This is a genomic window from Pseudomonas sp. G3-19 (assembly GCF_054855875.1).
The window spans coordinates 4,253,763-4,270,962 of the sequence record NZ_JBMPIQ010000003.1 but is presented as its reverse complement, the minus strand read 5'-3'; the positions used below and the strand labels follow the sequence as shown (position 1 = coordinate 4,270,962).

Sequence of the window (17,200 nt, the reverse complement as noted above, 5' to 3'; positions counted from 1 at the left end):
TTCAGGCCGGCATTCGCGAGCAAGCTCGCTCCCACAGGGGAATGCATTTCAAATGTGGGAGCGAGCTTGCTCGCGAAGGTCTTAAGGCTGAATCAATGTTACTGACTGACCCCAGCCCCAGACGTTCAAGGCGAATGCGTAATGTCGGCAATATCATCCGCTTCCAGCGCCCCGGTATCCGCCGTTTCCAGCACCACGTAAGCACTGCTGCAAAACAGCGAATTCAAGCGCTTCATATCCGCAATCAGCTCCAGATGCAGCGAACTGGTTTCCAGACTCTGCACGATCTTACGTTGCAAACGGCTGACATGGGCATGGGCCAGACGCCGTTCCTGTGCGCGAAAGCGACGTTTCTCGCGCAACAGCTGACGGGCGCTTTCCTTGTCGCCGCTGAGGAACACTGACAGGCCGAGGCGCAGGTTGGCGATCAGTTGCTGATGCAGCCCGGCCAGATCCTCCAGGCCCTCTTCGGAAAACGACCGACGCTGGGAGGTCTTCTGCTGCTGCACCTTGCGCAGCATGCGTTCGATCAGGTCGCTGGCCAGTTTCAGGTTGATCGCCAATTCGATGGTCTCTGCCCAGCGCCGACTGTCCTGTTCGCCGAGATCCTCGCGGGGCATTTGCGCCAGATACAGCTTGATCGCGCTGTACAGCGCTTCGACGTCATCGGTCAGTCGGCGCATTTCCTGGGTAATGGCGGTCTGCTTGCCGCGCAGCACATCGAGCATCGCGTCGAGCATGTTGTCGATCAGGTCGCCCATGCGCAGGGTCTCGCGGGCCGCGTTGGCCAGCGCCAGGCTCGGGGTGACCAGCGCCGTCGCATCGAGATGCCGCGGCTTGGCGGTGCCGTTGACCTCCGGGCGCTCCGGCAGCAGCCAGGCACACAGGCGTGCCATCGGCGCGACGCTGGGCAGCAGGATCAGGCAGCGCGCGGTGTTGTAGAGCAAGTGGAAACCAATGACCATTTCCTGCGGACTGAAATCCAGGCCGTCCATCCAGTGCACCAGCGGATCGAGCACCGGGATGATCAGCAGCAGACCGATCAGTTTGTACAGCAGGCTGCCCAGCGCCACTTGCCGCCCGGCCGCGTTCTGCATGCTGGTGCTCATGAACGCCAGCACGCCGCTGCCGATGTTGGCGCCGATCACCAGACCGATCGCCACCGGCAGGCTGATCACGCTGGCACCGGCCAGCGTCGCGGTCAGTAGCACAGCGGCGAGGCTGGAATAGGAAATCATCGCGAACAACGCACCAACCAGGGCGTCGAGGAGGATGTCGCCGGTCAGCGAAGCAAAGATCACCTTCACCCCTTGGGCGTGGGTAATCGGTGCGGCGGCCTCGACGATCAGTTGCAGCGCGAGAATGATCAGCCCCAGACCGATGCTGACCCGGCCCATCTGCCCGAGCCGCGTCTGTTTGCGCGACAGAAAGAAAATCACCCCGAGGAAAATCAGCAGCGGCGACAGCCACGACAGGTCAAAGGTCAGCACCCGCGCCATCAGCGCCGTACCGACGTCGGCGCCAAGCATGGTCGCCAGCGCCGGGGTCAGCGCCATCAAGCCCTGACCAACGAAGGAGGTGACGAGCATGGCCGTGGCGTTGCTGCTCTGCACCATCGCAGTCACGACGATGCCGGCGACGAACGCGAGCCAGCGTTTGGACATGTTCTGGCCGATCACATGGCGCAGATTGGTGCCGTACACCCGCAGGATGCCGGTTCGGACGATGTGCGTGCCCCAGATCAGCAGGGCCACGGCAGACAGCAAATTGAGCAGGGTGAGCATGCAGACCCCCTGTAGTTGCAGAGCCCCAAAGGGGCAAGTTGACGGTACCGCGCGGTTTCTACGTTTTTGATACTTAAGCTGTAGTTGGCTAAAGGACTGGGCGCCAGCATTGCACAGCTAAAGTGCGGATTGAAACAAAAGTGTCATGAAAACAGGTTCATCCACCTCATCTGAAATCACCGCGGTCCCCTGTAGGAGTGAGCCTGCTCGCGATAGGGCGACCAGCTTCAACATCGTTGCTGACTGACGGACCGCTATCGCGAGCAGGCTCACTCCTACAGGTATTACGGCTGCCCCAGATTCTTCAGTACCCCTAAACAACTGTGGGAGCGAGCCTGCCCGCGAAAGCGGTGGATCAGCCAACATTGTTGTCGACTGACACTCCGTCTTCGCGAGCAGGCTCGCTCCCACAGGGGTGTTGCGTGATTCAGGACTACCGGGTTATTGCCCCGGAACATCCTTGCGCAGTTTCACCGGATCCTGCTGCTGTTTCTTCCGGGCCATCGCGCCGCGCAGTTTGATGTTGATCGCTTCCACCGCCAGCGAGAACGCCATGGCGAAGTAGACGTAGCCTTTCGGCACATGCACATCGAACGACTCGGCGATCAGTACGGTACCGACCACCAGCAGGAACGACAGCGCCAGCATCTTCAGCGACGGGTGCTTGTCGATGAATTCGCTGATCTTGCCCGAGGCCGCCATCATCACCAGCACGGCGACGACGATTGCCGCGACCATCACCGGCACATGGGAGACCATGCCGACGGCGGTGATTACCGAGTCCAGCGAGAACACGATGTCGATGATCGCAATCTGGATGATGGTGTAGAGGAAGTTGCCGCCCTTGCCCGAAGGCTCGTCGCCTGTTTCGTCTTCGCCTTCCAGCGCGTGGTACATCTCCTGCGAGCTCTTCCACAGCAGGAACAGGCCACCGAAGAACAGGATCAGGTCGCGCCCGGAAATACCCTGGCCGAACACCACGAACAGGTCGGCGGTGAGGCGCATGACCCAGGTGATCGACAGCAGCAACAGGATCCGCGTGATCATCGCCAGGCCCAGGCCGAAGATCCGCGTGCGCTGCTGCATGTGCTTGGGCATGCGGCTGACCAGGATCGAAATCATGATGATGTTATCGATGCCCAGAACGATTTCCAGGGCGGTCAGGGTAAAGAAGGCAACCCAGATTTCGGGGTTGGTCAGCCAATCCATGTGTATTCCTTTGAGCGAGTGTTAAACCATGACGCCAGCAAGCAGCTGGCGTCATGGTGAGTGAATGCCGTTACAACGTGCTGAACAGCGGGAACGTCCCCAGCAGCAAGGCGGCCACCAGTATGCACAGGCAGACCAGCACTGCCCACTTCAGGGTGAAACGTTGGTGATCACCGAACTCGATGCCGGCCAGCGCCACCAGCAGGTAGGTCGACGGTACCAGCGGGCTGAGCAAGTGGACGGGCTGACCGACGATCGAGGCACGGGCCATTTCCACTGCGGTGATGCCGTAATGGCTGGCCGCTTCGGAGAGCACCGGCAACACGCCGTAGTAGAACGCGTCGTTCGACATGAAGAACGTGAACGGCATGCTCACCAGCGCCGTGATCACCGCCAGGTACGGGCCGAGGAAGTCCGGAATCACTGCCAGCAGACTTTTCGACATGGCGTCGACCATGCCGGTTCCGGACAGGATACCGGTGAAGATACCCGCAGCGAAAATCAGACTGACCACCGACAGCACGCTGCCGGCATGGGCCGCAACGCGGTCCTTCTGCATTTGCAGGCATGGGTAGTTGACGATCATCGCGATACTGAACGCCACCATGAACAGCACCGGCAGCGGCAGCAGGCCGGCGATCAGGGTGCACATCAGCGCCAGGGTCAGCAGGCCGTTGAACCAGATCAGCTTCGGACGGCGGGCATCGGGGAACTGCGAGACGCTGATTTCACTGTGATCAATCTCGTCGCCGATCAGGTGCAGCTCGCCCAGACGCGCACGCTCACGTTTGCCGTAGAAGTAGGCAATGATCAGGATCGCCACCACACCGGCGGCCATCGCCGGGATCATTGGTACGAAGATGTCCGACGGATCCACATGCAGCGCACTGGCGGCGCGAGCGGTCGGGCCGCCCCACGGGGTCATGTTCATCACGCCACCGGCGAGGATGATCAGACCGGCCATGATCCGCGGGCTCATGCCGATGCGGCTGTACAGCGGCAGCATGGCGGCCACGCAGATCATGTAAGTGGTCGCGCCGTCACCATCGAGGGAAACGACGAGCGCCAGCACGGCGGTACCGACCGAAACTTTCAACGGGTCGCCCTTGACCAGTTTGAGGATCTTGCGCACGGCCGGGTCGAACAGGCCGGAGTCGATCATCAGGGCGAAGTACAGAATGGCGAACATCAGCATCACGCCGGTCGGCGCAAGCTTGGTGATGCCTTCGAGCATCATCGGGCCGATCTTCGGCGCGAAACCACCGAACAGGGCGAACAGGATCGGGATGATAATCAGGGCGATCAGCGCAGACAGGCGCTTGGTCATGATCAGGAACATGAACGTGATGACCATGGCAAAGCCAAGGAAAGTCAGCATGGGATTACTCCAGGCGTAGCGCGGCTAATTGAGTGAGCGGATCGGAAGGGATCAGCGCAGAACGGGAAGCACGAGACGTACGGGCGGAGTTTCAGCGAGAAGGCGGGCTACAGAGGACATCAGAATCACCATTGTTGTTGTTAATTGGGCCTGACATGCGAGCGATCACACGCGTTGGCCAACCGGTCTGTTGCCGGTAGTGGCGGCGATCCTAATCGGGCAACCTTTCAGCTACCTTTCGCTGACGAAAGCTTCAGGCGAATGGCCAACCGGCTGTCGGATGCGGCTAGAGTCAATCATTTCGGGGACGGGAGGGCAGGGACATGGAAGAAGTGCATAGTGGTGGCCGCCACTGCGGACAGATTCGCTATCAGTTCAGCGGGCCGTTGCACGACATTGCCCACTGCCACTGCTCGATCTGCCGCAAGGTCAGCGGCGGGATCGTCACTACGTGGATCACGGTTCCGGCGGCCAGCTTCCAGTGGCTGAGCGGCACGCCATCGCGCTACGACTCGTCGAGCAGTTGCGCGCGGTATTTCTGTCCGCGTTGTGGCGCGCAGCTGGCGCTGGTGACGCAGCTCAGCCTCGAAAGCATCGATGTGACCATCGCCACGCTGGATCACCCGGAGTTGGCACCAGCCTCGCGGCATATCTGGACCGACAGCCAATTGCCCTGGCTGCATCTCGACGAGCATCTTCCGGGCGAGCCCGAAGAAACCCTTTGATCAAAAAATAGACAGATCCAGCGGCCGCATCGCGCCCATCCAGATCGCATGCTCGGTGTGATCGAGCAAGTCATCGCCGGTATCCGGGTGCAGGAACACCACCAGCCCCTTGCGATTGAGCGCCAACCACGGCAACACCTCACCGATCAGCTCCGGGCCGAAAGCCAACTGGCAGCTCCAGTCCGGGTGTGGGCCGACCGGGCGCTCATGGACGCGCCCCATCTTCAGGGGAAACAACTGCGCCGCCTGTTCACACAAGGCGCGCGCCTGATCGATGGTGTCGGCGTCGAAATAGACGTGGGCGTGATAGCCATTGATTGCGTGCATCTGAAAGCCTCTGAATCGGTTCGAACCCTCGGCGCAGGCTGCGTGTCACAGGCCATACGAGGGACAACAAAAAGGAATCAGCCATGAAAAATGCCGAAACCCCGACGGTGAAAGTGGTGCTCTATGGTGCCATGGCCAGCCTGGGCGGTGCGTTGATGGCTGAAATGCTGCGACGGCAGCACGAAGTCATCGCGATTCTCGACGATTTGAACGTACTCGCACCACGTCCGGGACTGCGCACCAAAAGCGGCGATCTGTTCGATGCCGACCGGGTCAAGCAAAGCGTAGCGGGCAGCTCGGCGGTGATCTGTCTGCTGGATGCTCCGGGGTTGCCGTTCAGCAGCGACCATGTGGAAAGGTCCGTGGTGCTCGGCCCGGTGGAACAGGTGCTGGCGGTCGATGCATTGGTCGACGGCCTGCAAGCGGCCAACGTTTCCAGGCTGTTCCTGGTGGGGAATTTTGCCGTGCTCGACGAGCCGGAGCTGGACGACGGGCTGCAACGCCACGCCGCCGAAGAAATCCGCGAGGCCCTGCAAAGCAGCCCATTGCAGTGGACGCTGGTGAATGCGCCGCACGGGGTGGCGGGGCTGACCATTGAGCATTTCAGTCAGGTAGGCGGCAATCTGGAGCCGGGGCTGGCGGAGCCGCTGGAACGGCTGAACCGGGTCGCGGTGGGGATTGCCGATGAGCTGCGGTTGAATCTGCATGTGGGGCAGCATGTGAATTTTGTCGCCGCAACTGGCTGAGCCTTCAAACCGCAATCGACGGTAACGCTACCCCGGCGAGCGATTCGGCGCTGCTGGCCTGCTCGGCCATTAACCAGTCGACAAACTGCTGAATCAACGCGCCCCGGCGTTTGCGTTGCGGCAGCACCACGTAATAACCGAGGCGCGACAACGTGGTCTCGGCGATCGGCCGACACAGCAAGCCTTGGCTCAGCAAGTTATCCACAAGGTGGCGCCAGCCGATGGCCACACCCTGACCGCCAATCGCCGCTTGAATCAACAAGGTGTAATTGTCGAAACGCAATTGGCCCGGTGCTGGCGGGGTACTGATGCCCAGTTCGCGAAACAGCCCGCTCCAGTCAAACCAGTTGCTGCTGTTTTCACCGCGCAGGTGCAGCAGCGGCAACTCCAGCAAAGCCTGGGCGGGCAAGGGCAGGGCGCGCTCCTTGAGCAATTGCGGACTGCACACCGGAAACACTTCCTCGCTGAACAGCCAATGGCTTTCGCCCTGCTTGAAACGCCCGTCGCCGAACAGGATCGCGACATCGATGTCGGTGCGCAGCATGTTGTGGCTGCGCTCGCTGGTGACCAGGCTGACATCGACGTTCGGGTTGGCTTCGTGGAAGCGGTACAGGCGTGGCATCAGCCAGTAGGCGGCGAAGGCGAAATCGGTGGCGACCTGCAATACCTCGTGTTGCTGCTGCGCACTGATCGCGCTCAATCCTGCGTCGATATTCTGCAAACCGAGCTGAACCTGCTCGAACAGGATTGCGCCGCCCTCGGTCAGTTCAATACCGCGATAGATCCGGTCAAACAGTCGTACTCCCAGCTGTTCTTCCAGACGCTTGATCTGCTGGCTGATCGCTGGCTGCGTGGTGCCCAGCTCAACCGCCGCCGCAGTAAAACTGTGATGACGCGCCGCCGCTTCGAATGCGCGCAACAGGTCGAGGGATAGATTGCCGAGGGCGTCATACATAAGCTGTGCTTATCCTAGTCATTGTCCGGCGCAGGCTTTACCGGACGGGGCGTGGACTCCATGCTCGATCGCAGCAATGTCGCATAAATATTCACTATGGAATGCCGCGATCACATGAAGCGCAAGAACATTCTTTTCATCATGGCCGATCAAATGGCCGCGCCAATGTTGCCAATCTACGGCCCGGCGACAATCAAACTGCCGAATCTTTCGCGCCTCGCCGCCCAAGGCGTGGTGTTCGATGCCGCTTACTGCAACAGCCCGCTGTGCGCACCGTCGCGTTTCACTCTGGTCAGCGGCCAGTTACCGAGCAAGATTGGCGCCTACGACAACGCCGCCGATTTCCCCGCCGATATTCCGACCTACGCCCATTACCTGCGCCGCCTCGGCTACCGCACCGCGCTGTCGGGCAAGATGCATTTCTGCGGCCCGGATCAATTGCACGGCTACGAAGAGCGCCTGACCAGCGACATCTACCCGGCCGACTACGGCTGGGCGGTGAACTGGGACGAGCCGGACGTGCGCCCGAGCTGGTATCACAACATGTCGTCGGTGCTGCAGGCCGGACCGTGCGTGCGCACCAACCAGCTCGACTTCGACGAAGAGGTGGTGTTCAAGGCCCAGCAATACCTGTTCGATCACATTCGCGAGGACGGCGATCAGCCGTTCTGCCTGACCGTTTCGATGACTCACCCACACGACCCGTACACGATTCCCAAGGCGTTCTGGGATTTGTACGACGACGGTGACATCCCGTTGCCGAGCACCCCGGATCAACATTCCCTCGATCCACACTCGCAGCGCCTGCTCAAGGTCTATGACCTGTGGGACAAGCCGCTGCCTGTGGATAAGATTCGCGATGCGCGCCGTGCGTACTTCGGCGCTTGCAGTTATATCGACGCCAACGTCGGCAAACTTCTGCAAACCCTCGAAGATACCGGGCTGATCGATGACACCATCATCGTGTTCTCCGGCGACCACGGCGACATGCTCGGCGAGAAAGGCCTCTGGTACAAAATGCACTGGTTCGAGATGGCTGCACGGGTGCCGCTGCTGATCAGTGCGCCGGGGCAGTTCGCTGCCGGCCGGGTTAGCGCGGCAGTGTCCACCGCCGACCTGTTGCCGACCTTCGTTGAACTGGCCGGCGGCACCTTGGAGCCAGGCCTGCCGCTGGATGGCCGTTCGCTGTTATCACATCTGCAAGGGCAGGGCGGGCATGACGAAGTATTCGGCGAATACATGGCCGAAGGCACCATCAGTCCACTGATGATGATCCGTCGCGGCGCCTACAAATTTATCTACAGTGAAAGCGACCCGTGCCTACTCTTCGATGTGCACAACGATCCGCGTGAACTCGAAGAACTCAGCAAATCGCCGCAACATCGCCAGCTGTTCGACGATTTTCTCGCCGAAGCGCGGGCCAAGTGGGACATCCCGGCGATTCACCGCGAGGTGCTCGGCAGCCAGCGACGCCGACGTTTTGTCGCCGACGCCCTGACCATCGGCAAGCTGAAGAGCTGGGATCACCAGCCGCTGGTGGACGCCAGTCAGCAATACATGCGCAACCACATCGACCTCGACGATCTGGAGCGCAAGGCCCGTTATCCACAACCCTGCCAAAATCAATAATGTAAGGGGAAGTCCATGCGCAAGTTATCCACAGCACTGACGATTGGCCTGCTGGCTCTGGGCAGTGCCTCGGCATTCGCCGAGCAAAGCTGCGAAACGGTGAAAATGGCCGACCCGGGCTGGAGCGACATCGCCGCGACCAACGCCATCACCGGGTTTCTGCTGGACGGCATGGGCTACAAGGCCAAGGTCGACACCCTCGCGGTGCCGATCACCTTCGGCGGTTTGAAGGACGGTCAGGTGGATGTGTTCCTCGGCAACTGGATGCCGGCGCAGCAGGGCTTCTACGACAAGTTCGTCGCCACCGGTGACGTCACGCAACTGGCGAAGAATCTCGACGGCACCGAGTTCACCCTGGCCGTCCCGGATTATGTGTGGGACGCCGGTGTGCATGACTTTGCCGACCTGAACAAATACGCCGACAAGTTCGACAAGAAGATCTACGGCATCGGCTCCGGTGCGCCAGCGAACATCTCGCTGCAGGAAATCATCAAGAAGAACGACTTCGACCTCGGCCAGTGGAAGCTGATCGAATCCAGCGAACAGGCGATGCTCGCCGAAGTGTCGCGGGCAGTGAAGAAGCAGAAATTCGTCACCTTCCTCGGCTGGACCCCGCACCCGATGAACGTGCAGCTGAAGATGCATTACCTCAAGGGCGGCGAGAAGTATTTCGGCGACACCGGCAGCGTCTACACCCTGACGCGCAAAGGCTACGCCGAGGCCTGCCCGAATGTGGGCAAGTTGCTGACCAACCTGACGTTCACCCAGGATATGGAGAACAGCATCATGGCTGAGGTGGTGAACAAGAAAGTCAGCAATGCCGATGCGGTGAAGGCATGGATCAAGGCCAATCCGGCGGTGCTGGACAAGTGGCTGGAGGGGGTGAAGACCGTGGATGGCAAGGATGCTTTGGCGGCTGTAAAGGCAAAGCTTTGACCGTGGGGTGGCTTTGAATTTTGCTCGGCTTGAGATTTTTTCCCCCTCACCCCAGCCCTCTCCCCCAGAAGGCGAGGGGGAAGGGAGCCGATCTTTATGTTGTTCAGAACCTGAGTTCGACTGGATATCTCAGGTCGGCGAACTTCCCTCTTTCACCTCGATCAGTCCCCTCTCCCTCCGGGAGAGGGTTAGGGTGAGGGCCTTTACCCTGGCACCCTGATAACCTTGAACAAAACCCGCCCGCGAGGACCCATGGCCCTGCCAAGTCGCCGTTCACTCTTTCCCTTCCTGACCTGGCTGCCCCGGCAAACCCGCGCCAGCGTCGGCCGGGATCTGGTCGTTGGCCTGAGCGGTGCGATTCTCGCGTTGCCGCAGTCGATCGCCTACGCACTGATTGCCGGCCTGCCGCCGGAATACGGCCTCTATGCGGCGATCATCCCGGTGCTGATCGCCTGCCTGTGGGGGTCGTCGTGGCATCTGATCTGCGGCCCGACTGCAGCAATTTCGATTGTGCTCTACGCCAGCGTCAGTCCCTTGGCCGTGCCGGCGTCACAGGACTACATCACGCTGATCCTGCTGCTCACCTTCCTCGCGGGGATTTTCCAGTGGCTGCTCGGCCTGCTGCGCTTCGGTGCACTGGTGAATTTCGTCTCGCATTCGGTGGTGCTCGGTTTCACCCTCGGCGCGGCGGTGGTGATCGCCATCGGCCAGTTGCCGAATCTGCTGGGGCTGGATCTGCCGGCCAAAGCCACAGCGCTGGCCAGTCTGATGGACCTGCTGCAACACCTGCGGGCTGTGGATAAACCATCACTGGTGTTGGGTGTGACCACGGTGCTGGTCGGTTTTGTCCTCAGACAACTGCTGCCGCGCTGGCCGACTCTGTTGATAACGCTGGTGCTGGGCAGCGCAGTGGTGTGGTTATGGCCGGCGATGTTCGGCCACGTGCATCTGGTCAGCGCCTTTGTCGGACGCCTGCCACCGTTCAGTGCGCTGCCGCTGGATCTCGATCTGGTGCTGCGCTTGCTGCCGAGCGCGGTGGCGGTAGGCATGCTCGGTCTGGTCACCAGCCTGTCGATTGCCCGTTCGATTGCTGCACGTTCGCAGCAGTTGCTTGATGCCAACCAGGAAGTCCGCGCACAGGGCTTGTCGAATATTGTCGGGGCGTTCTTTTCCGGATCGCTCTCCGCCGGTTCGTTCACCCGCTCAGGCCTGAGTTACGAGGCGGGTGCCTGTTCGCCGCTGGCCGGGGTGTTTTCGGCGATATGGGTCGCGCTGTTCGCGATTTTCGGCGCCGGGCTGATTTCACACATTCCGATTCCGGCGATGGCCGGAAGCATTCTGCTGATCGCCTGGGGCCTGGTGGATCATCGCGGGATTCGTTCGTTGCTGCGGGTCAGCCGTGCCGAGTTCGTGGTCATGGCGCTGACCTGCCTCGCCACGCTGCTACTGGAACTGCAGACCGCGATCTATGCCGGGGTGCTGGCGTCGCTGTTCTTCTACCTCAAGCGCACCTCGCAACCGCGAGTGCAGCATTCCCGCGAGGGTGAGGAGGACGTACTGCGAGTCGGCGGCTCGATCTTCTTCGGCGCCAGCCATTACCTGCAAGTGCGCCTGCAACGGCTGCACGGTACGCGGGTGGTGATCGAGGCGCAGCAGATCAACTTCATCGATTATTCGGGGGTGGAGATGCTGCATCAGGAGGCGCGGCGCCTGCTGCGTCAGGATCGCAGCCTGACCCTGCGCCGAGCGCGGCCGCAGGTGGTCGAGGAGTTGCGGAAGCTGGAAGGGGCGGAGAAATGTCCGATCCGGTTTGAGGATTGATCCAGGATCGGCGGTGCGGCCATTCGCGAGCAAGCCCGCTCCCACATTTGATCGCATTCCAATGTGGGAGCGGGCTTGCTCGCGAAGCTTTTAAAGGGCCAACTGGCGGCGTAGTTCGGCCAGTACCGGCGCCGTATCCGGACGCACTCCGCGCCACAGGAAAAACGCCTCGGCCGCCTGTTCAGCCAGCATCCCCAGACCATCCATCGACACTGCCGCGCCATGCTCGCTGGCCCAACGGCAGAACGCAGTCGGCTCTTTGCCGTACATCATGTCGTAGCACAGGGTCTGGCCCGGCTCGATCAGGCTCGCGGCAATCGGCGGCACGTCGCCGGTGAGGCTGGCGGAAGTGGCGTTGATGATCACGTCCACCGGCTCCTGCAACCAGTCGAAACCACTGGCCGACACCGGCCCCAGATCACAGAACAGCTCGGCCAGCAGCTCGGCTTTATCCACCGTGCGGTTGGCGATAATCACCGACGCCGGCTTCTCGGCCAGCAACGGCTCCAGCGCGCCACGCACCGCGCCGCCAGCGCCGAGCAGCAGGATGCGTTTGCCGGTCAGGCTGAAACCGGCATTCACCGTCAGGTCGCGCACCAGACCGGCGCCGTCGGTGTTGTCGCCGAGCAGCGAACCGTCGACCAGTTTGCTCAAGGTGTTCACTGCACCAGCGCGCTGCGCGCGAGCGGTCAGGCTGTTCGCCAGGCGATAGGCCTCTTCCTTGAACGGCACCGTGACGTTGGCGCCGCGACCGTCCTGGAAGAACGCCATGGCGCAGGCACTGAAGTCGTCAAGCGGCGCCAGCAGGGTGCTGTAGTCGAGGCGCTGACCGGTCTGCTCGGCGAACAGTTTGTGAATCATCGGCGACTTGCTGTGGCCGATCGGGTTACCGAAAACGACGTAACGATCCATCAGCAGTCCTCAGGCCTCGGCCAGCCAGTCGCGGTCTTGCAGGAAGTAGTCGGTCAGGCGCGCTTCTTCGCTGCCGGGTTCGGCCTTGAAGTCATAGGCCCAGCGCACTTGCGGCGGCAACGACATGAGGATCGACTCGGTACGCCCGCCCGATTGCAGGCCGAACAGGGTGCCTCGGTCGTAGACCAGGTTGAACTCGACGTAGCGGCCACGGCGGAATTCCTGGAATTCACGCTGCTGTGCGGTGAACGCATCGTTCTTGCGGCGCTGCACGATGGGCAGGTAAGCGTCGATGTAGGCATCACCGATGGCGCGCATGAAGGCGAAACTGGTGTCGAAATCCCACTCGTTCAGGTCGTCGAAAAACAGGCCGCCGATGCCACGCGGTTCGTGCCGATGCTTGATGTGGAAATAGGTGTCGCACCAGGCCTTGTAACGCGGATAGACGTCCGGCCCGAACGGCGCGCAGGCCTGTTCGGCGACGCGGTGCCAGTGGATGCAGTCTTCCTCGTTGCCGTAATACGGGGTCAGGTCGAAGCCGCCGCCGAACCACCAGACCGGCTCTTCACCTTCCTTCTCGGCGATGAAAAAGCGCACGTTGGCGTGGGACGTCGGCACATGCGGGTTGTGCGGATGAATCACCAGCGATACGCCGAGGGCTTCGAAACCGCGCCCGGCCAGCTCCGGACGATGGGCGCTGGCCGACGGCGGCAACCCGCTGCCGAACACGTGGGAAAAATTGACGCCGCCCTTTTCGATCACCGCACCGTTCTCGATCACACGGGTACGACCGCCACCACCGGCAGGCCGGGTCCAGGCGTCTTCGACGAAGCGCGTGCCGCCGTCCTCGGTTTCCAGCGCGGCGCAGATGCGGTCTTGCAGGTCGAGCAGATAGGCCTTTACGGCGTCGGTGCGGGTCGTCATGGCTTCACCTTGAATCGGGCATAACTACGCGGGCGCCCCGCAGGCAGGGGGCGGCGCAAATGGGCGCGTAGCATAACACCGCAAACCTGCGCGCCGCAGTTGACGAAGATCAAGCAGGGGAGTTGGATAGGGGGCTTACAAACGACCCAAGGAGAGCAGGCAGATGGCAAAGCGTATCCAGTTCCGCGCCCACGGCGGTCCCGAAGTGCTCGAGTTTGTTGACTACGAACCCGCCGCGCCCGGCCCGAATCAGGTGCGGGTGGCGAACAAGGCGATCGGCCTGAACTTCATCGACACCTATTTCCGCAGCGGTCTGTATGCCCCGCCAGCCTTGCCGTCCGGCCTCGGCGCTGAAGGCGCCGGCATCGTCGATGCGGTGGGCAGCGACGTCACCCGGTTCAAGGTCGGTGATCGCGTGGCATATGGCAGCGGCCCGTTGGGCGCCTACAGCCAGTTGCACTCCCTGCCCGAAGCCAATCTGGTGAAGCTGCCGGACGAAATCAGCTTCGAGACCGCAGCCGGGGTCATGCTCAAGGGCCTCACCGTGCAGTACCTGCTGCGCCAGACCTATGAACTCAAGGGTGGCGAAACCATTCTGTTCCACGCCGCTGCCGGGGGCGTCGGTTCGCTAGCCTGCCAATGGGCCAAGGCCCTAGGCGTGAAGCTGATCGGTACGGTCAGCTCCAAGGAAAAAGCCGAACTGGCCAAGGCCAACGGTGCCTGGGCAACCATTGATTACAGCCACGAAAACGTGGCACAGCGGGTGCTGGAGCTGACCGATGGCAATAAAGTCCCGGTGGTGTACGACGGCGTCGGCAAAGACACCTGGCTGACCTCGCTCGACAGTGTGTCGCCGCGTGGGCTGGTGGTGAGTTTCGGCAACGCCTCCGGTGCGGTGGACGGGGTGAATCTGGGGATTCTTTCGGCCAAGGGCTCGCTGTACGTGACCCGCCCGACCCTGGCGACCTACGCCAATAACGCCGAGAACCTGCAGCGCATGGCCGACGAGCTGTTCGAGATGATCATCAGCGGCAAGCTCAAGGTGGACATCAGCCAGCGCTATCCACTGGCTGATGCGGCGAAGGCGCAGACCGAATTGTCGGCCCGGCGTACCACCGGCTCGACCATCCTGCTGCCCTGAAAAACCTTCGACGTCTTGCCAGTCAGGGTTGCAAACCCACGGCTGGCAAGTCAGTTCGAACGCGTTCAACACCTCGACAGATGACACTCCAACGGTTTTTGCACCACGTGGCCAACCGCCGGATCAGGCGGTTGGACCGCCGCGAGAATTTGCCGCCACTCGGCTGACAGCACCCAGTAATCGCCGCGTGCGCGCTGGTCGATATGCAGGGCATTGGAGGCGATCGGCATCAGGCCGAAACGCTGGTAGAAGCGCAGTTGTTGCGATCTGCACAACGCGGTTACCCCGTTATAACCGCATTTAATGGCCCACTCGGTAGCGGCCGCCAGCAGACCGTTGAATGCGATGGGCAACTGATTGGGCGTGTACGACATCAATCGACTGAATTCGACATGGCGCGACAGCGCCACCGTGGGAGAAACGTGTTGCTGCGCCAGCGATACCCACTCGAACGGTGCCGGAGTCGCTCTCAATACCGCCAACAGTTGATCGTGCCGATACAGCAGGAAATGGGTACTGCGCGACTTTATCGCCAGTCTGGTTTCGAGCATCCGCGCCCGTGAAGTCAGCATGTAATGCTGCAACCGAAGCCGAAATTGCCGATCGATAAACCGGTCGAACTCCTGAGTATCCGCCCCAGCCTCAAGCATCACGATGCGACAACCCTCATGGTGACTCTTCAACGTCACCTGAAGCGCCTGCAGGTAATCCGTGAGTTGCAAATTGGTAGTGTCCATTCTTTCTCCGCAGACCTTAACTTATCGAAGTGTTTCGAGTGCAGGGAAAGGATGGTTGCTTTTGCCGATTCCGCCACGCCAGAAAGTCTGATAATCAAGTGGGAAAAGCCAATGAATCTGGGGACTTGGCGACTTTTCCGACAGAGAAACTGGCGTCATTGCAGGATAAATCGCAGGCACGCGTAGTCCTCCTCACCATCAAGGCGAGGAAGACTCACGGTAAAGGTTTTCGACGCAGGATCAGTCGGGGCGAATGACCTTGCCGGTTGCCAGATCGCGAATCACGCTGGGGTTCTTGCGCCCGCCCAGTTGCCCGCCAAGGATCAGGTCGATCTGCCCACGGAAATACTGCTCGACGCGCAACCGCGTGCGCGCCGCCGGCCGCCCCTGCGGGTTGGCCGAGGTGGAAATCAGCGGCCCGACCATCGAGCACAGATCCCGCACCTGCGGGTGATCGCTGACCCGCAGCGCCACCGTGTCATGCACACCCGTCACCCATTCCGGCAACAGGTTCTGATGCGGCACCAGCCAGGTGTTCGGCCCCGGCCAGGTGCTGGCCATACGGTCGAGCCACTCTTGCGGGAAGTCTTCGAACAGGAAGTCGAACTGGCGGATGTTGTCGGCGACCAGGATCAGGCCCTTGTCCACCGAACGGTTCTTGATCGCCAGTAGCCGATCCACTGCCTCTTCGTTCCACGGGTCGCAACCCAGCCCCCAGACGGCTTCGGTTGGATAGGCAATCACCGCCCCGGCGCGAATCTCTCGTGCGGCTTGTTGCACACGCCAACTGTTGACCATGAAAAAACTCTCCGAAAACAGGTTTTGCGCAGTTTACCGATCTTCCCTGTAAAACCTAGCGTGTCCTCGCCAGCCAGCGACCGTTTTCACACACTGCGCGGCCGTCCATTTCCAGCTCGGTGAGCGCCGCGAGGACTTTGGGCAACGCCCAGCCGCTGCTTTCGACCAAGGCTTCGCTGGTGTGCGGCGCGGCGTGCAGCAGATCAAGCAAGGGATGCGCGGAATCCGGCGGGTCTGTGGATAACGGCAAATGCTGCCAGCCGCGCAGGGCTTCGAGAATGTGTTCGATGGTTTCCACCAGCACCGCGCCGTCGCGGATCAACTGATGGCAGCCGCGCGCACCGGGGTGATGGATCGAGCCGGGAATCGCATACACCTCGCGGCCCTGTTCCGCCGCCAGCCGGGCAGTGATCAGCGAACCGCTGGCGACACTCGCCTCGACCACCAGCACACCGAGGGACAAACCGCTGATGATCCGGTTGCGCCTGGGGAAGTTGCTCGCCGTTGGCCCGGCGTCCAGTGGAAACTCAGAAACCACTGCGCTGCCCGAGGCAATCATCGCGTCGGCCAGTCGACGATTGCGCTGTGGATAAAACTTTTCCAGGCCGGTGCCGAGTACACCGACGGTTTGCCCGCCGACGTCCAGAGCCGCTTGATGCGCAGCCGCATCGATACCCAGCGCCAAGCCACTGGTGATGACAAAACCGGCCCCGGCGAGGCTGCGGGAAAATGCGGCGGCGGTATCCATTCCCGGGCGCGACGCGCTGCGACTGCCGACCATCGCCAGTTGCGGTTTTTCCAGAATCAGCGGATCACCGGCGACGAACAACAACGGTGGCGGGTCAGGGATCTGCGCCAGCAGCGCCGGATAATCCGCCTGGTCCAACATCAATAGATGCTGGCCGGGCCGCTCTAGCCAGCGCAATGCATGGCTGGCGCCGTCGCGCACTTGCGGGCTGCGCCGGGCCTCGGCCGACGCCGCCGGCAACCCCAGCGCACGCCAGGCACTGGCCGGCGCGCTCAGGGCTTTTGACGCCGAGCCGAAGGCTTCAAGCAGTTTGGCAAAACGTTTCGGACCGATTTCCGGCAAGCGGTGCAGGCGCAAACGCGCTTCCAGTTCCGCAGGGGAAACCGGCGTACAGGCAGACAGCATCGTGGATCATCCTTGATCGTTATAA

General features: G+C 61.5%; 16 protein-coding genes. 6 read left to right on the top strand and 10 right to left on the bottom strand.

What is annotated here, in order from left to right; all coding sequences use genetic code 11:
- Positions 1-125: 125 nt before the first annotated feature.
- The 3 genes from ACOYXI_RS19625 to ACOYXI_RS19615 all read right to left on the bottom strand — a co-directional run bounded on the left by ACOYXI_RS19625 (position 126) and on the right by ACOYXI_RS19615 (position 4,371).
- Positions 126-1,784 carry a Na/Pi cotransporter family protein gene (locus tag ACOYXI_RS19625; RefSeq protein ID WP_027610257.1) on the bottom strand — a complete coding sequence of 553 codons (1,659 nt, stop codon included), beginning with the start codon at positions 1,782-1,784 and terminating at the stop codon, positions 126-128.
- A gap of 441 nt (positions 1,785-2,225) precedes the next feature.
- Complete coding sequence (locus ACOYXI_RS19620; protein ID WP_003220266.1) at positions 2,226-2,993, bottom strand: TerC family protein; 768 nt, start codon at positions 2,991-2,993, stop codon at positions 2,226-2,228.
- Between the two features lie 70 nt (positions 2,994-3,063).
- Positions 3,064-4,371 (bottom strand): CitMHS family transporter, encoded by a 1,308-nt coding sequence (locus ACOYXI_RS19615; RefSeq protein WP_007954069.1) that lies wholly within the window; start codon positions 4,369-4,371, stop codon positions 3,064-3,066.
- Between the two features lie 323 nt (positions 4,372-4,694).
- Between ACOYXI_RS19615 and ACOYXI_RS19610 the strand changes: the two genes are divergently transcribed.
- The gene (locus ACOYXI_RS19610; RefSeq protein ID WP_461675198.1) at positions 4,695-5,096 is read left to right on the top strand and encodes a GFA family protein; all 402 of its coding nucleotides are present in this window, start codon (positions 4,695-4,697) and stop codon (positions 5,094-5,096) included.
- Here the strand turns inward: ACOYXI_RS19610 and ACOYXI_RS19605 are convergent, their stop codons facing one another.
- A complete protein-coding gene (locus tag ACOYXI_RS19605) occupies positions 5,097-5,423 on the bottom strand; it encodes a DOPA 4,5-dioxygenase family protein (protein WP_247269474.1) in 327 nt (108 codons plus the stop codon).
- An 83-nt stretch (positions 5,424-5,506) separates the two neighbouring features.
- On the opposite strand from ACOYXI_RS19605, the gene ACOYXI_RS19600 reads away from it, so the two are divergent.
- Entirely contained in the window at positions 5,507-6,169 is a 663-nt protein-coding gene (locus ACOYXI_RS19600) for an NAD(P)-dependent oxidoreductase (protein ID WP_461675197.1), read from the top strand.
- Positions 6,170-6,173: 4 nt separating this feature from the next.
- Here ACOYXI_RS19600 and ACOYXI_RS19595 read toward each other — a convergent pair whose 3' ends face one another.
- Positions 6,174-7,124 (bottom strand): choline sulfate utilization transcriptional regulator, encoded by a 951-nt coding sequence (locus ACOYXI_RS19595; protein WP_461675196.1) that lies wholly within the window; start codon positions 7,122-7,124, stop codon positions 6,174-6,176.
- A gap of 114 nt (positions 7,125-7,238) precedes the next feature.
- Here ACOYXI_RS19595 and betC point away from each other — a divergent pair, with 114 nt between their 5' ends.
- The 3 genes from betC to ACOYXI_RS19580 all read left to right on the top strand — a co-directional run bounded on the left by betC (position 7,239) and on the right by ACOYXI_RS19580 (position 11,510).
- Entirely contained in the window at positions 7,239-8,753 is a 1,515-nt protein-coding gene (gene betC, locus ACOYXI_RS19590; protein ID WP_461675195.1) for a choline-sulfatase, read from the top strand.
- Positions 8,754-8,768: 15 nt separating this feature from the next.
- Entirely contained in the window at positions 8,769-9,689 is a 921-nt protein-coding gene (choX, locus tag ACOYXI_RS19585) for a choline ABC transporter substrate-binding protein (protein WP_210556203.1), read from the top strand.
- 252 nt (positions 9,690-9,941) lie between these two features.
- Positions 9,942-11,510 carry a SulP family inorganic anion transporter gene (locus ACOYXI_RS19580; RefSeq protein WP_461675194.1) on the top strand — a complete coding sequence of 523 codons (1,569 nt, stop codon included), beginning with the start codon at positions 9,942-9,944 and terminating at the stop codon, positions 11,508-11,510.
- Between the two features lie 90 nt (positions 11,511-11,600).
- On the opposite strand, the gene aroE is transcribed toward ACOYXI_RS19580, so the two are convergent.
- Positions 11,601-12,422: a shikimate dehydrogenase gene (gene aroE, locus ACOYXI_RS19575; RefSeq protein ID WP_098966439.1), complete on the bottom strand. Its 822-nt coding sequence runs from the start codon at positions 12,420-12,422 to the stop codon at positions 11,601-11,603.
- A gap of 9 nt (positions 12,423-12,431) precedes the next feature.
- Entirely contained in the window at positions 12,432-13,346 is a 915-nt protein-coding gene (hemF, locus tag ACOYXI_RS19570; RefSeq protein WP_461675193.1) for an oxygen-dependent coproporphyrinogen oxidase, read from the bottom strand.
- Between the two features lie 163 nt (positions 13,347-13,509).
- On the opposite strand from hemF, the gene ACOYXI_RS19565 reads away from it, so the two are divergent.
- Positions 13,510-14,487: an NADPH:quinone reductase gene (locus tag ACOYXI_RS19565; protein WP_461675192.1), complete on the top strand. Its 978-nt coding sequence runs from the start codon at positions 13,510-13,512 to the stop codon at positions 14,485-14,487.
- Positions 14,488-14,552: 65 nt separating this feature from the next.
- Here the strand turns inward: ACOYXI_RS19565 and ACOYXI_RS19560 are convergent, their stop codons facing one another.
- The 3 genes from ACOYXI_RS19560 to dprA all read right to left on the bottom strand — a co-directional run bounded on the left by ACOYXI_RS19560 (position 14,553) and on the right by dprA (position 17,175).
- Positions 14,553-15,224 (bottom strand): hypothetical protein, encoded by a 672-nt coding sequence (locus tag ACOYXI_RS19560; protein ID WP_461675191.1) that lies wholly within the window; start codon positions 15,222-15,224, stop codon positions 14,553-14,555.
- A gap of 240 nt (positions 15,225-15,464) precedes the next feature.
- A complete protein-coding gene (locus ACOYXI_RS19555; RefSeq protein WP_003220243.1) occupies positions 15,465-16,022 on the bottom strand; it encodes an L-threonylcarbamoyladenylate synthase type 1 TsaC in 558 nt (185 codons plus the stop codon).
- A 55-nt stretch (positions 16,023-16,077) separates the two neighbouring features.
- Positions 16,078-17,175, bottom strand: a complete 1,098-nt coding sequence (gene dprA, locus ACOYXI_RS19550) for a DNA-processing protein DprA (RefSeq protein ID WP_134785073.1) — start codon at positions 17,173-17,175, stop codon at positions 16,078-16,080.
- Positions 17,176-17,200: the final 25 nt, after the last annotated feature.

What these genes read in the sequence shown, in the direction of transcription:
- ACOYXI_RS19625 (WP_027610257.1), bottom strand. Translation starts at nt 1,784, where the DNA reads ATGCTCACCCTGCTCAATTTGCTGTCTGCCGTGGCCCTGCTGATCTGG.
- ACOYXI_RS19620 (WP_003220266.1), bottom strand. Translation starts at nt 2,993, where the DNA reads ATGGATTGGCTGACCAACCCCGAAATCTGGGTTGCCTTCTTTACCCTG.
- ACOYXI_RS19615 (WP_007954069.1), bottom strand. Translation starts at nt 4,371, where the DNA reads ATGCTGACTTTCCTTGGCTTTGCCATGGTCATCACGTTCATGTTCCTG.
- ACOYXI_RS19610 (WP_461675198.1), top strand. Translation starts at nt 4,695, where the DNA reads ATGGAAGAAGTGCATAGTGGTGGCCGCCACTGCGGACAGATTCGCTAT.
- ACOYXI_RS19605 (WP_247269474.1), bottom strand. Translation starts at nt 5,423, where the DNA reads ATGCACGCAATCAATGGCTATCACGCCCACGTCTATTTCGACGCCGAC.
- ACOYXI_RS19600 (WP_461675197.1), top strand. Translation starts at nt 5,507, where the DNA reads ATGAAAAATGCCGAAACCCCGACGGTGAAAGTGGTGCTCTATGGTGCC.
- ACOYXI_RS19595 (WP_461675196.1), bottom strand. Translation starts at nt 7,124, where the DNA reads ATGTATGACGCCCTCGGCAATCTATCCCTCGACCTGTTGCGCGCATTC.
- betC (WP_461675195.1), top strand. Translation starts at nt 7,239, where the DNA reads ATGAAGCGCAAGAACATTCTTTTCATCATGGCCGATCAAATGGCCGCG.
- choX (WP_210556203.1), top strand. Translation starts at nt 8,769, where the DNA reads ATGCGCAAGTTATCCACAGCACTGACGATTGGCCTGCTGGCTCTGGGC.
- ACOYXI_RS19580 (WP_461675194.1), top strand. Translation starts at nt 9,942, where the DNA reads ATGGCCCTGCCAAGTCGCCGTTCACTCTTTCCCTTCCTGACCTGGCTG.
- aroE (WP_098966439.1), bottom strand. Translation starts at nt 12,422, where the DNA reads ATGGATCGTTACGTCGTTTTCGGTAACCCGATCGGCCACAGCAAGTCG.
- hemF (WP_461675193.1), bottom strand. Translation starts at nt 13,346, where the DNA reads ATGACGACCCGCACCGACGCCGTAAAGGCCTATCTGCTCGACCTGCAA.
- ACOYXI_RS19565 (WP_461675192.1), top strand. Translation starts at nt 13,510, where the DNA reads ATGGCAAAGCGTATCCAGTTCCGCGCCCACGGCGGTCCCGAAGTGCTC.
- ACOYXI_RS19560 (WP_461675191.1), bottom strand. Translation starts at nt 15,224, where the DNA reads ATGGACACTACCAATTTGCAACTCACGGATTACCTGCAGGCGCTTCAG.
- ACOYXI_RS19555 (WP_003220243.1), bottom strand. Translation starts at nt 16,022, where the DNA reads ATGGTCAACAGTTGGCGTGTGCAACAAGCCGCACGAGAGATTCGCGCC.
- dprA (WP_134785073.1), bottom strand. Translation starts at nt 17,175, where the DNA reads ATGCTGTCTGCCTGTACGCCGGTTTCCCCTGCGGAACTGGAAGCGCGT.